The following is an 11,971-nucleotide window of genomic DNA, read 5'->3' as shown; positions in this document are numbered from 1 at the left end:
GTGGGGCCGGATTTGTATCCGTCATTCAGCGTGCCAATCAAGCCCTCCGAACCTGGCATCGACCGCAACGGCGGGACTTTAAAGCTTTTTTGATAATTCTGGAACGATCGCAAACAGGTCGCCCACCAGTGCGTAGTCGGCCACCTTGAGGATGGGTGCGTCCTCGTCCTTGTTGATCGCGACGATGATCTTCGAATCCTTCATGCCGGCCAGATGCTGGATCGCCCCCGAGATGCCGACAGCCACATAAAGTTCGGGCGCCACGATCTTACCGGTCTGACCGACCTGCCAGTCGTTCGGCGCGTATCCCAGGTCGACGGCCGCGCGGCTTGCCCCGACGGCGGCGCCGATCTTGTCGGCCAGACGGACGATGGCATCGAAGTTCTCCTTCGACCCCAGCCCGCGGCCGCCGGACACCACCCGCTTCGCCGAGGTCAGCTCGGGCCGCTCCGTCACGACGATACGATCTTCCACCCAGGTCGAGAGGTTCGGATCGGCAGGGGCCGAAACCAGTTCGACGGGCGCGCTGCCGCCTTCGGGCGCCGGCTGGAAGGATGCGGTCCGCACGGTGAAGATCTTGAGCGGGTCGCTGGAAACAACCTGCTGCACGGCATTCCCGGCATAGACCGGACGCTCGAACGTTTCGCCGTCCTTTATGGCAGTCACGTCGGAAATGACCATCGCGTCCAGAAGGGCGGCGACGCGCGGCAGGATATTCTTGCCGTAGGTCGCGGCCGCGGCCACGATGTGCGAATAACCTTCGGCAACCGACTTGACCAGGGCCGCGACCGGTTCGGCCAGGCCGTGCGCAAGACAAGGCGCTTCGCACAGCAGAACCTTCCTGACCCCCCGCAACTTTGCCGCCTGCGCGGCCGCGTCCGCGCCACCTTGGTCCGTCGCAATCAGTACATCCACCTCACCCAGCGCCGATACGGCGGAGAGCGCGCGCGCCACATGATCGGTCACCAGGTGGCCCTGGCTGATTTCGGCAAGCAACAGGACGGTCATGACAGAACTCCCGCTTCATTCTTCAATTTGTCGATCAGTTCATCGACCGAGCCGACACGCATACCAGCACTCCTCTGCTTCGGCTCGTCGGTATGGACGATGCGCAGGCGCGGTGTCAGATCGACGCCAAGATCGGCAAGGGTCTTTTCTTCCAGCGGCTTTTTCTTCGCCTTCATGATGCTGGGAAGCGAGATATAGCGCGGTTCGTTCAGACGCAGATCTGTTGTGATGACGGCCGGCAGGGCCACTTTGAGGATCTGCAGGCCACCGTCGATTTCGCGCGTGACCGTCGCACTGCCGCCCGATATCTCGATCGCCGAGGCAAAGGTCGCCTGCCCCCAACCCAGAAGGCCCGCAAGCATCTGCCCGGTGGCGTTCATGTCGTTGTCGATGGCCTGCTTGCCGGCAATGACAAGATCGGGCTTTTCCTCCGCTACGATTTTCGCCAGGATCTTCGCCACCGACAGCGGCTCGATATCCTGTTTCGGATCGGACGTGGCGTCCACCAGGATCGCGCGATCCGCGCCCAGGGCCAGCGCCGTTCGCAGCGTCTCCTTCGCCTGCTGCGTACCGATGGAGACCGCGACGATCTCGCTGGCCACGCCCTTCTCCTTCATCCGCACGGCTTCTTCGAGCGCGATTTCGTCGAACGGATTCATGGACATCTTGACATTGGACGTTTCAACGCCGCTACCGTCGGGATTGACCCGTATTTTCACGTTGTAATCAACGACACGTTTGACAGGAACAAGAAGTTTCATGACTGATCCTGATTGTTCAGCAGACAGTGCGAAACCGTTCGACCATCACGTCCAGGACGTCGGCCGGATCGCGCTTCCACCAGGTGTTGGCGGAAAAAATCTCGACTTCGCAGAAGCTCTGGTACCCTGCGGCTTCCACGGCGGCACGGATCGCCCTGATATCGGCGACGCCGTCCCCCATCATGCCGCGATCGAGAAGCACGTCGGTGGTTTCGGCCAGCCAGTCGCACAGATGAAAGCCAAGGATACGTCTCCCGGCACGGCTGATCTGCCTCGACAGATCGCCGTCCCACCACACGTGGTAGATGTCGATGGCGACGCCCAGCGCCTCGTCATCGATCCCGTCGCACAGGTCGAGCGCCTCCCGCGTCGTCACGAGGCAGGACCGGTTTCCGCCGTAAACCGGGTGCAGGGGCTCAAGGGCCAGTTTCACGCCGGCCTCGCGGGCCCAGGGCACCGCCTGGGCAACGCGCTCGGCGACGATTTTCAGGCTCTCGCCCATGCCCTTGGTCCCGGCGGCGACGCCGCCGGTGACGATCGTCAGCACGGGCGCGCCGACCTCGGCCGCCAGATCGATCGCACGGCGGAAATCGTCGGCGATGGCCGTGGCGTCCCGCTCGGCCAGCGGCCCGACCAGGAAGGGGGTACGGCACAGGCCGATGACCTCCACCCCGGATCGACGGGCGTGGTCGCCGATGGCGGCGGCCCGTCCCGCCAGTTCCCGGCGCCAGAAGACGATGCCGCCAATACCGCGTTCGGCACAGGCGTCGATGACGCGTTCCGGCGACCAGCCGGCGCCCGCACCCTCGACATTGTGCCCCAGCGTGGCGGTGTTCAGCGCCAGCGCGGAGTGGTCATGGCGGAAATCACGCATCACTTGCGCCATACAGCGCCAGAAGCGTTTTCATACGCGTCACGGCAAGTTCCGGGTCCCGCAGCAGGCCGCACCCGTCGGCAAGGCGGAAGATCTCGACGAAATCGGGGAGCGGACGCATCGATTGCGCGCCGTTCAGCATAATAAAATGGTCCTGAAACCCGTTCAGCCACGCCAGGAACACGACGCCGGTCTTGTAATACTGGGTCGGGGCCCGGAAAATGCGGCGCGCCAGGGGCACGGTCGGGTCCAGCGTTGCGCGGAAACCCGCCACATTGCCTTCGCCCAGTTGCCTGACCGCCGTCACCGCCGCCACCGCGATCGGGTCGAATATACCCAGAAGCGCATGGCTGAAGCCCTGGTCGTCGCCCTGGATCAGTTCGGGATAGTTGAAGTCGTCGCCGGTATACATGTGGACGCCCGCGGGCAGGCGCCGCCGCAAGCGAATTTCCTTGTCCTTGTCGAGAAGGGAAATCTTGATCCCATCCACGCGATTGCGGTTTTCCCCGATGATGGACAGGACCGTCTCCAGCGCCGCGTCAAAATCCTGGCTACCCCAGTAGCCTTCCAGCATCGGATCGAACATCTCGCCCAGCCAGTGCAGGATGACCGGCTGATCGCAGTTCGTCAGCACCTCGCGGTAGACGCGTTTGTAGTCGGCGGGACCGTTGGCCACGCGGGCCAGCGCGCGGCTGGCCATCAGGATCAGCCGGCCGCCCAGGGCCTGGATCGCTTCGGCCTGCAGCATGTAACCCCGGATGACCTCGTCCACGGTGGACACCTGGTACAGGTCGAGGTGGTCCGTGCCGCAACCGTTGCCCACCAGCGCGTCCGGCAGTTCCGAACGGGTGCGGCGGATCAGTTCCAGCGAACGGGACCAGTCGAGGCCCATGCCGCGCTGCGCGGTATCCATCGCTTCGGCAATCCCCAGGCCCATGCCGGCGAGATAGTGCCGGAACGCCATGGTCTTTTCCCAGTCGATCGCCGGCTGGCCGGAGGGCGCCGCGGCCGAAAAAGGATCGGCAACGACATGGGCGGCGGAATAGACGATGCGCGCCGGATGAGGCGGCAAGCTCGCCAGGACCAACGGCTTTCCGGTAAGCCGGTAATCACTTTTCCGGCCCGTTTCGTCAGGAAGGGCGATTTTCATGGTCATTCTCAGAATCGGGGGACAAGCAGTCCGGCATCCGCCGAGATCACCTGGCCCGTGGTGTAGGGAAGCTTCCCCGATGCAAGCGTCGCGATGATGCCGCCCATGTCCGCGGGTTCGCCCACACGGGGCATGAGCGTCAGCCCGTCCGCCGCGCGCTTGCGATACATCTCGATCACAGGCGCGGTCATGTCGGTGGCGATCAGCCCGGGCTGCACGTCGTAGACCGCGATATTTTCCGGCCCCAGCCGCACGGCGAACGCCATGGACACCATGGCCGCCGCCGCCTTGGACGCACAATATTCGGAACGCTGGACAGCCACGGCCCGGGCGTTCGACGAGGTGACGTTCACGATGGAATGGAAAAGCGTCTCGGGCCGCGTGCGCGACAGCAGACGCCGGGTAAAGGCCTGGGAGAGAAAGAACAGGGCCTTGGCATTGACCGTCAGGCAGCGGTCCCAGCTCTCTTCGGTCACGTCCAGCAGGTCGCCACGCTGCAACACCCCCACACCGGCATTGTTGACCAGCGTGGTGAGCGGACCAAGCGTCTCCTCGATACGCGCCAGCCATCCGGCGGCCAGGGTTGTGTCGCTGACATCGAATGGTGCGGCCATGACCGGCACGCCGTGTGCCTTCACGCGCCGAACCGCTTCGTGCAGCTCGGCGTCGTCAAACAGACCGTTCAGGGCAATCGCAAAGCCGTCCTGCGCCAGCGCCTCGGCCGCCGCCAGGCCGATCCCGCGCGAGGCGCCGGTGACCAGCGCAACCTGTCTCATGCGCGGGCACCTTTCTTCATCAGCTCGCGCGCGATGATCATGCGCTGGATCTGATTGGTGCCCTCATAGATCTGCGTGATCTTGGCGTCACGATAGAGGCGTTCGACCTCGAAGCCACGGATATAGCCCGAGCCACCGAACACCTGCACCGCATCGGACGTCCGCGCCACCGCCATATCACCGGCGAAGCATTTCGCCATGGAACATGCCTTCGTCGCATCCAGCCCCTGATCGATCTTGACCGCCGCCGAATGCACCAGCAGGCGCGCGGCCTCGATGTCTTTCGCCATGTCGGCCAGAAGCCACTGCACGCCTTGGAATTCGGAAATTTTCTTGTCGAACTGCTTGCGCACGCCGGCATATTCCACCGCGGCTTCCAGCCCCGCCTGCGCGATGCCGGTCGCAAGCGCCGCGATACCGACACGGCCCTTGTCCAGCACACTCATCATCATGTGAAACCCGCGCCCGGCCTCGCCCAGCAACGCATCAGGGCCAAGCCGGACATCGGAGAACGACAGGCCGCCGACCTGGCTGGCACGCTGCCCCATCTTGTGTTCCTTGGGGCCACGTTCGACACCCTGCGCGTGCAGGTCCACGATGAAGATGGACATGCCGCGGTTGCCGGCGGCCTTGTCCGTCCGCGCCAGGACGAAGCCGGTGTCCGCCACGGGCGCGTTGTGAATCCAGATCTTGCCGCCGTTCAGCACCCAGCCGTCACCATCCTTCTCGGCGGTGGTGCGGATGCCCGATACGTCGGTGCCCGCCTCGGGCTCGGTGATGCAGTAGGCAACCTTGCGTTTCATCGCCAGGATTTCCGGCAGCATCCCGGTCTGGCGTTCGGTGCCGTGCCGCACCAGAAGCGTCGAGATCAGTTCCACCAGTCCGCACTGATCCGCGATACTGGCATAGCCGCGCGACAGTTCCTCCATCACGACAGCATAGGTGAGAGTGTCGAAGCCCGGCCCACCCAGGGATTCCGGCACGCCGACACCGAACAGGCCGACCTTGGCCATTTCGTCATATATTTCGGAGGGAAAGCGCTCTTCCCGGTCCAGCGCCTCGGCCGCGGGGCGGATAACCTCATCGGCAAAAGCCTGCGCGGTTTCGCGCACCTGCGCCTGCATTTCGTTCAAATACATCCCGGCATTCCAGCTCTTTTATGCACTAACTGGTTACATATATAACTTCCGTCTCCCGATCAAGGAAAAAGGCAATGCCGATTTCCAACATCTCCCGTATTTTCGCCAATTATCACAGATCGGTGTCCAGTGACCGGGCGTACGGCAGGCGCGCCAAGGCGGCGCGGCATGGCCGATACAACTCACGGAAATGTGAGTTTTAAGGTGGTCGATGTCGAGCCTATCACTGAGTAACCGGTTGGTGCATCCGGAGACGGTCGTTCAAAAATAAAATGTGATCCTGCGGAAAAATGACGGGATCACCAATAAACAAGCGGAACGTCACCCTATGATTCATGTGAACACGCTGTTGCCGCGTTCTGGCCCAGGCAACGGGCAGGCCGACGCCCTTCATGTTCTTCGCGAATATGGACGTCATGCGCGCATTTTCGCTCCACAGCGCGGACCGCGATTTCTTCCGTAGCGCCAACAGCATTTGAAATTGCCGAAACGGCAAGGTCGATCATTCGCTTATTCGGTCAGGCCGGATACCCGGCCCGACGCATCAGCCCAGCGGTCGATGTCCACATCAGCCATCGGGACACCGACGGCGTCAAAACTGGAGAAGCCATCTATGGCCGAACTGGATCAAAGCACCGCATTTCCCGAAACCCCACGCGATTTCGGTTTTTACGTCGACGGGCAGTGGCGCCAGGCCGGCGACCAGCAGGAACGGCTGTCGCCCGCCCACGACCGGCTGGTGACGCGCACCGCACGCTGCTCGAAGCAGGATCTGGACGACGCCGTGGCCGCCGCCCGCCGCACGTTCGAGAATGGCCGCTGGAGCCGCATTCCCGGCGCCGAGCGCGCGGCCGTGTTGCTGCGCACCGCCCAGGGGCTGCGCGAGCGCCGCGACGAAATCGCCCTGTGGGAGGTTCTTGAAAACGGCAAGCCCATCAGCCAGGCGAAGGGCGAAATCGATCACTGCATCGCCTGTTTCGAGGTCGCGGCCGGCGCGGCGCGGCTGCTGCGCGGCGACAGCTTCAACAACATGGGCGACAGCCTGTTCGGCATGGTGCTGCGGGAGCCGATCGGCGTCGTGGGACTGATCACGCCCTGGAATTTCCCTTTCCTGATCCTGTGCGAGCGTGTGCCGTTCATCCTGGCGTCGGGCTGCACGCTGGTGGTCAAACCGGCCGAGGTGACCAGCGCAACCACGCTGATTCTGGCGGATATTCTGGAAAAAGCAGGCCTGCCGGCCGGGGCTTACAATGTCGTGACCGGCGTGGGCCGCGTAATCGGGCAGGCGTTGGCCGAACATCCCGACGTCGACATGCTGTCGTTCACGGGCTCGACCGCGGTTGGTCGCACCTGCGTGCAGGCTTCGGCGGCCAGCAACCTGAAGAAGCTGGGGCTGGAACTGGGGGGCAAGAACCCCATCATCGTCTTTGCCGATTCCAATCTGGATGATGCGGCCGACGGGGCGGCCTTCGGCATCAACTTCAATACCGGGCAATGCTGTGTTTCTTCGAGCCGCCTGATCGTCGAACGCTCGGTCGCTCCGGAATTCGAGAGGATCCTGGCCGAGAAAATGGCGCGTATCCGCGTGGGCGATCCGCTCGATCCGCGCACGCAGATCGGCGCCGTCACGACCAGTGCGCAGAACGAGACAATTCTTGGCTATATCGAAAAGGGCAAGCAGGAGGGCGCGAAAGTCGTCCAAGGCGGGGGCGCGCTCGATCTCGGCCGCGGCCGGTTCATCCAGCCGACGCTGTTCTCGGGCGTGACACCCTCCATGGCGATCGCCCGCGACGAAATCTTCGGCCCCGTGCTGTCCTCTTTCCATTTCGACACGACCGAGGAGGCGATCGCGCTGGCCAATGACACGATCTACGGGCTTGCCGCTTCGGTCTGGACCAGCAGCCTGAACAAGGCCCTGACCGTCACGCGGCGTGTGCGGGCCGGCCGGTTCTGGGTCAATACCATCATGGCGGGCGGGCCGGAAACGCCGGCCGGGGGCTTCAAGCAGTCGGGCTGGGGGCGCGAGGCCGGTATCATGGGTGTGGAGGAATATACCCAGGTCAAAGCCGTCCATGTGGAAATCGGCGCCCGCGCGCACTGGATCGAATCATGACCGAAAGTTATGACTATATCGTCATCGGCGGAGGGTCGGCCGGCTGCGTCCTGGCAGCCCTTCTGTCGGAAAATCCCTCTGCGCGCGTATGCATGATCGAAGCGGGGAAACGCGACACCAACCCTTTGATCCATATCCCGATCGGTTTTGCGAAAATGACCACCGGCCCCCTGACCTGGGGGCTGGTGACCGCACCGCAGAAGCATGCCAACAATCGCGAAATTCCATACGTGCAGGCCAAGGTTCTGGGCGGCGGGTCGTCGATCAATGCCGAGGTCTTCACCCGCGGCCACCCTTCGGACTACGACCGATGGGTGGAAGAAGGCGCCGACGGCTGGGCATTCAAGGACATCCAGAAATATCTCATTCGCTCGGAAGGCAATATGATGCTGGCCGGCGAGTGGCATGGAACGACCGGCCCGCTTGGCGTTTCAAACCTGTCCTCGCCCAATCCCCTCAGTCGCGCCTTCGTGCGGAGCTGCCAGGAGTACGGCATCCCGTATAATCCCGACTTCAATGGCGCAAAACAGGAAGGGGCGGGCATCTACCAGTTGACGATCCGCAACAACCGGCGCTGCTCGGCGGCGGTGGCGTATCTGCGTCCGGCGCTGCATCGCGCCAATCTGCACGTCATCACCGGCGCGCAGGTCCTGCGCATCCTGTTCGACGGCAGGCGCGCGGCGGGCGTCGTCTATGCGGTGAAAGGCCAGATTCAGGTGGCGCGCGCGGACAAGGAGGTCATCGTCACATCCGGCGCCATCGGCACGCCGAAACTGCTGATGCTGTCGGGCATCGGGCCGGCCGCGCATCTGAAGGCCCACAATGTTCCCGTGGTGCAGGACCTGCCGGGTGTCGGGCAGAATTTGCAGGACCATTTCGGGGTCGACATCGTGGCCGAACTGAAAGGCCACGAGAGCTACAACCGATACAGCAGGTACCCGTGGATGATGTGGGCCGGGCTGCAATATGCCCTGTTTGGCTCGGGTCCGTTGACATCCAATGTCGTGGAAGCCGGCGCGTTCTGGTATGCCGACCGCAATGCGCCCTGTCCCGATCTGCAATTCCATTTCCTTGCCGGCGCCGGCGCGGAGGCGGGGGTCGTCTCGGTGCCCAAGGGCACGTCGGGCATTACGCTCAACAGCTACACGTTGCGGCCGAAGTCGCGCGGCACGGTGACGTTGCGTTCGTCCGATCCCCGGGATGCGCCGATCGTCGATCCCAATTTCCTGGCCGATCCCGACGATCTCCGCGTCTCGGCCGAGGGCGTGAAGATCAGCGAAGAGATCTTCCGGCAGCCGTCGTTGCGGAAATACATCAAGTCGATCAATCTCTTTGACGAGATCAAGCCGACGATGAAGACCTATGAGGATTACGCCCGGCAATACGGCCGGACATCCTATCACCCGACCTGCACCTGCAAGATGGGCAAGGACCCCATGGCCGTTGTTGATTCGCAGCTGCGGATCCACGGGCTGGACGGCATACGCATCTGCGACAGTTCGGTCATGCCCTCGCTCATCGGTTCCAATACCAACGCGCCGACCATCATGATTGCCGAGCGCGCGGCCGACCTGATCCGGGGCAACGCATAGGAAAGACCGGATTTCAGATGCGCCCCGGACGGTCAACCCGGGCCGATATGTATCTAACCAGATGGTTTATTGAGAGAAGCACCATGTCGAAAGTCAAGCCCGCCGCCGACGTTGCAATGCTGATCAAGGATGGCGCCGTCATCGCGGTCAATTCGTCCAGCGGACTGTGTTGCCCCGACGCCATGCTCGCGGCAATCGGCGAGCAGTATCGGGCCCATGGCGCGCCGAAAGGCGTCACCATGATCCACCCCATCGCGGCGGGCGACATGTTCGGCACCAAGGGCGTGGATCATCTGGCGCAACCCGGCCTGATTTCGACCATCATCGGGGGGTCCTATCCGTCCGGCCCATCGGGCGCCGAACCGCCGGTGATCCGCCAGATGATCGCGCGGAACGAGGTCGCGGCCTATAACGTGCCCAGCGGCATCATTTTCGACCTTCTGCGCGAGGGCGCGGCCAAACGTCCCGGCGTGATGACACAGGTCGGTGTGGACACGTTTGTCGATCCGGACCAGGAAGGCTGCGCGATGAACGATGCGGCGCGCGAGAAACCCATCGTGCGCCGCATCGCGTTCGAAGGCCAGGACTGGCTGTATTTCAGCGCGCTGCGCCCGGACGTCGCGCTCATCCGTGCGAGCACCGCCGACGAACGCGGCAACCTGAGTTTCGAAAATGAGGGCGCCTATCTGGGTGCGATGGAACTGGCTCTTGCGGCGCACAACAATGGCGGCATGGTGATCGCGCAGGTCAAGCGCGTCGCCCAGTCCGGCACGCTCAAGCCGCATGACGTGCGGGTGCCGGGCATCCTGGTCGATTACGTGGTCGAGGCGCCGGACCAGTTGCAGACCACGGCAACCCCCCATGATCCGGCGATTTCCGGCGAGATCTTCCGGCCGCTCGACAGTTTCGACCTGCCGCCGTTCGACATCGCAAAAGTCATGGCGCGCCGCGTCGCCTGTGAACTGCAGACCGGCTGGGCGGTCAACATCGGCTTCGGCATCTGCGCGACCGTCCCGCGCGTGCTGCTGGAAGAAGGGCGCCACGGCGACGTGACGTGGGTGATCGAACAGGGCGCTGTCGGCGGTGTTCCCCTGCTCGACTTCAAGTTCGGATGTTCGTCCAATGCCGAGGCATTCGTCGCCTCACCGCATCAGTTCACCTATTTTCAGGCAGGGGGGTTCGATGTCTCGTTGCTGTCGTTCCTGCAGATCGATCGCAATGGCTCGGTCAATGTGTCGAAACTCTCGGCCCGGCCGCATGTGACCGCGGGATCGGGCGGTTTTGTCGACATCACGTCGCGCGCGCGCCGTATCATTTTCACGGGCTATTTCAATGCCGGCGCCAAGCTGAGCGTCATCGACGGAAAGGTGTCCATCGACCGGGAAGGAAAGGTGGCGAAGATCGTCGATCAACTGGAACAGGTTTCGTTTTCCGGCAGGCGCGCCGTCGAACAGGGCCAGCAGGTGATGTATGTCACCGAGCGCTGCGTGATGAAGCTGACGCCCGACGGGCTTATGGTCACCGAAATCGCACCCGGCATCGACCTGCAGACGCAGATTCTCGACCGGGCCGAGACGAGGCTTCTTGTCGCGCCCGATCTGCGCGTGATGGACGCGGCCCTGTTTCGGCCCGAGGGCAGGATGCCGTTGCTCAAGCCCGCGAGGCAGGTTGCCGCCTGATGGGGCAGGCGCGCCGGGAAGAAGCCGTTCATTTGCGATGGGCAACTGATGGGATGCAGTGGGGGTTTATGTAAATATCTTATTACTTTATAAGGAACGATCAGCCTTGGTACTCATTGCGGGATATCCCACGATAGTGTGGCCGGAATTTTATTCCCGAAAGGAATGCAGAGTGCTGAAAGAACAAAAAGAGCGGGAAGAAAATCCGGGTGACAAAACCGACCCGGTAAATGTTCCTCGCAAACGAGACGCCGAGGCGACCCAGAAGCGCATTTTGTCATCCGCCAAGCGCGAATTCGCGACAAGTGGCCTTGCCGGCGCGCGTGTCGATGTTATTGCCGAGAAAGCCGATGCCAACAAAAGAATGATTTATCATTATTTTGGAAACAAAGAATCTCTTTTTACCAGAATTCTGGAAGACGCTTACAGCGACCTTTATGAGGCCGAGCAGAAACTTGCTCTCGACCACCTTACCCCCAAATCTGCCCTGGTTCATTTTGTCAAATTTACGTGGAATTATTATTTAAATAATCCGGATTTTATAACTCTTGTTAACAGTGAGAATCTGCATCGTGGTGTACACTTGGAGAAATCGGCCACTTTGCGGAGTGTCAGCCAAAATCGCTTGCGTATCCTGGAAAATCTTCTGAAACGCGGCGAAAGAGAAGGCGATTTCCGCCCGGGAATTGATGCAATGCAGTTGCATATTTCCATTGCCGCGATTGGATATTACTACATAACAAATAGATACACGGGAAACATTATTTTCAAATGTGATTTCATGTCACCCGACATGCTAAATAAGCGCGTTGATTTCAACGTTGATAGCATTTTACGTATCGTTCAAGCCTGATAGCCTGCCGGATTGACGCGACCGAT

Annotated in this window: 10 protein-coding genes; 4 read left to right on the top strand and 6 right to left on the bottom strand. The window is 62.1% G+C overall.

The window, feature by feature from the left end; all coding sequences use genetic code 11:
• Nucleotides 1–78 precede the first annotated feature (78 nt).
• Genes HLH34_RS02335 through HLH34_RS02310 form a run of 6 tightly spaced genes read right to left on the bottom strand, consistent with a single transcriptional unit; the run spans nucleotide 79 to nucleotide 5,708 of the window.
• Complete coding sequence (locus HLH34_RS02335; RefSeq protein WP_183118007.1) at nucleotides 79–1,008, bottom strand: electron transfer flavoprotein subunit alpha/FixB family protein; 930 nt, start codon at nucleotides 1,006–1,008, stop codon at nucleotides 79–81.
• Nucleotides 1,005–1,769 (bottom strand): electron transfer flavoprotein subunit beta/FixA family protein, encoded by a 765-nt coding sequence (locus tag HLH34_RS02330; protein ID WP_183118006.1) that lies wholly within the window; start codon nucleotides 1,767–1,769, stop codon nucleotides 1,005–1,007. The genes HLH34_RS02335 and HLH34_RS02330 overlap by 4 nt, the downstream gene beginning before the upstream one ends.
• 16 nt (nucleotides 1,770–1,785) lie before the next feature.
• The gene (locus HLH34_RS02325) at nucleotides 1,786–2,643 is read right to left on the bottom strand and encodes a sugar phosphate isomerase/epimerase family protein (RefSeq protein ID WP_183118005.1); all 858 of its coding nucleotides are present in this window, start codon (nucleotides 2,641–2,643) and stop codon (nucleotides 1,786–1,788) included.
• A complete protein-coding gene (locus tag HLH34_RS02320) occupies nucleotides 2,636–3,799 on the bottom strand; it encodes a dihydrodipicolinate synthase family protein (protein ID WP_220792009.1) in 1,164 nt (387 codons plus the stop codon). Before HLH34_RS02320 ends, HLH34_RS02325 begins: the two co-directional genes overlap by 8 nt.
• A gap of 2 nt (nucleotides 3,800–3,801) precedes the next feature.
• Complete coding sequence (locus HLH34_RS02315; RefSeq protein ID WP_183118003.1) at nucleotides 3,802–4,569, bottom strand: 3-ketoacyl-ACP reductase; 768 nt, start codon at nucleotides 4,567–4,569, stop codon at nucleotides 3,802–3,804.
• Nucleotides 4,566–5,708, bottom strand: coding sequence for an acyl-CoA dehydrogenase family protein (locus HLH34_RS02310; protein WP_183118002.1), 1,143 nt, complete (start codon nucleotides 5,706–5,708; stop codon nucleotides 4,566–4,568). The genes HLH34_RS02315 and HLH34_RS02310 overlap by 4 nt, the downstream gene beginning before the upstream one ends.
• A gap of 613 nt (nucleotides 5,709–6,321) precedes the next feature.
• On the opposite strand from HLH34_RS02310, the gene HLH34_RS02305 reads away from it, so the two are divergent.
• The 4 genes from HLH34_RS02305 (at nucleotide 6,322) to HLH34_RS02290 (ending at nucleotide 11,945) form a co-directional block, all read left to right on the top strand.
• Nucleotides 6,322–7,821, top strand: a complete 1,500-nt coding sequence (locus tag HLH34_RS02305) for an aldehyde dehydrogenase family protein (RefSeq protein ID WP_183118001.1) — start codon at nucleotides 6,322–6,324, stop codon at nucleotides 7,819–7,821.
• Nucleotides 7,818–9,413, top strand: a complete 1,596-nt coding sequence (locus HLH34_RS02300) for a GMC family oxidoreductase (protein ID WP_183118000.1) — start codon at nucleotides 7,818–7,820, stop codon at nucleotides 9,411–9,413. Before HLH34_RS02305 ends, HLH34_RS02300 begins: the two co-directional genes overlap by 4 nt.
• 83 nt (nucleotides 9,414–9,496) lie before the next feature.
• Nucleotides 9,497–11,092: an acyl CoA:acetate/3-ketoacid CoA transferase gene (locus HLH34_RS02295; protein WP_183117999.1), complete on the top strand. Its 1,596-nt coding sequence runs from the start codon at nucleotides 9,497–9,499 to the stop codon at nucleotides 11,090–11,092.
• 175 nt (nucleotides 11,093–11,267) lie between these two features.
• A complete protein-coding gene (locus HLH34_RS02290; RefSeq protein WP_183118291.1) occupies nucleotides 11,268–11,945 on the top strand; it encodes a TetR/AcrR family transcriptional regulator in 678 nt (225 codons plus the stop codon).
• Nucleotides 11,946–11,971 lie beyond the last annotated feature (26 nt).

The organism is Gluconacetobacter azotocaptans (assembly GCF_014174355.1).
Classification (GTDB): Bacteria; Pseudomonadota; Alphaproteobacteria; order Acetobacterales; family Acetobacteraceae; genus Gluconacetobacter; species Gluconacetobacter azotocaptans.
This window is presented reverse-complemented; position numbering and strand designations above follow the sequence as displayed.

Coding starts and splice junctions, on each gene's coding strand:
- HLH34_RS02335 (WP_183118007.1), bottom strand. CDS start 1,008: ATGACCGTCCTGTTGCTTGCCGAAATCAGCCAGGGCCACCTGGTGACC.
- HLH34_RS02330 (WP_183118006.1), bottom strand. CDS start 1,769: ATGAAACTTCTTGTTCCTGTCAAACGTGTCGTTGATTACAACGTGAAA.
- HLH34_RS02325 (WP_183118005.1), bottom strand. CDS start 2,643: ATGCGTGATTTCCGCCATGACCACTCCGCGCTGGCGCTGAACACCGCC.
- HLH34_RS02320 (WP_220792009.1), bottom strand. CDS start 3,799: ATGACCATGAAAATCGCCCTTCCTGACGAAACGGGCCGGAAAAGTGAT.
- HLH34_RS02315 (WP_183118003.1), bottom strand. CDS start 4,569: ATGAGACAGGTTGCGCTGGTCACCGGCGCCTCGCGCGGGATCGGCCTG.
- HLH34_RS02310 (WP_183118002.1), bottom strand. CDS start 5,708: ATGTATTTGAACGAAATGCAGGCGCAGGTGCGCGAAACCGCGCAGGCT.
- HLH34_RS02305 (WP_183118001.1), top strand. CDS start 6,322: ATGGCCGAACTGGATCAAAGCACCGCATTTCCCGAAACCCCACGCGAT.
- HLH34_RS02300 (WP_183118000.1), top strand. CDS start 7,818: ATGACCGAAAGTTATGACTATATCGTCATCGGCGGAGGGTCGGCCGGC.
- HLH34_RS02295 (WP_183117999.1), top strand. CDS start 9,497: ATGTCGAAAGTCAAGCCCGCCGCCGACGTTGCAATGCTGATCAAGGAT.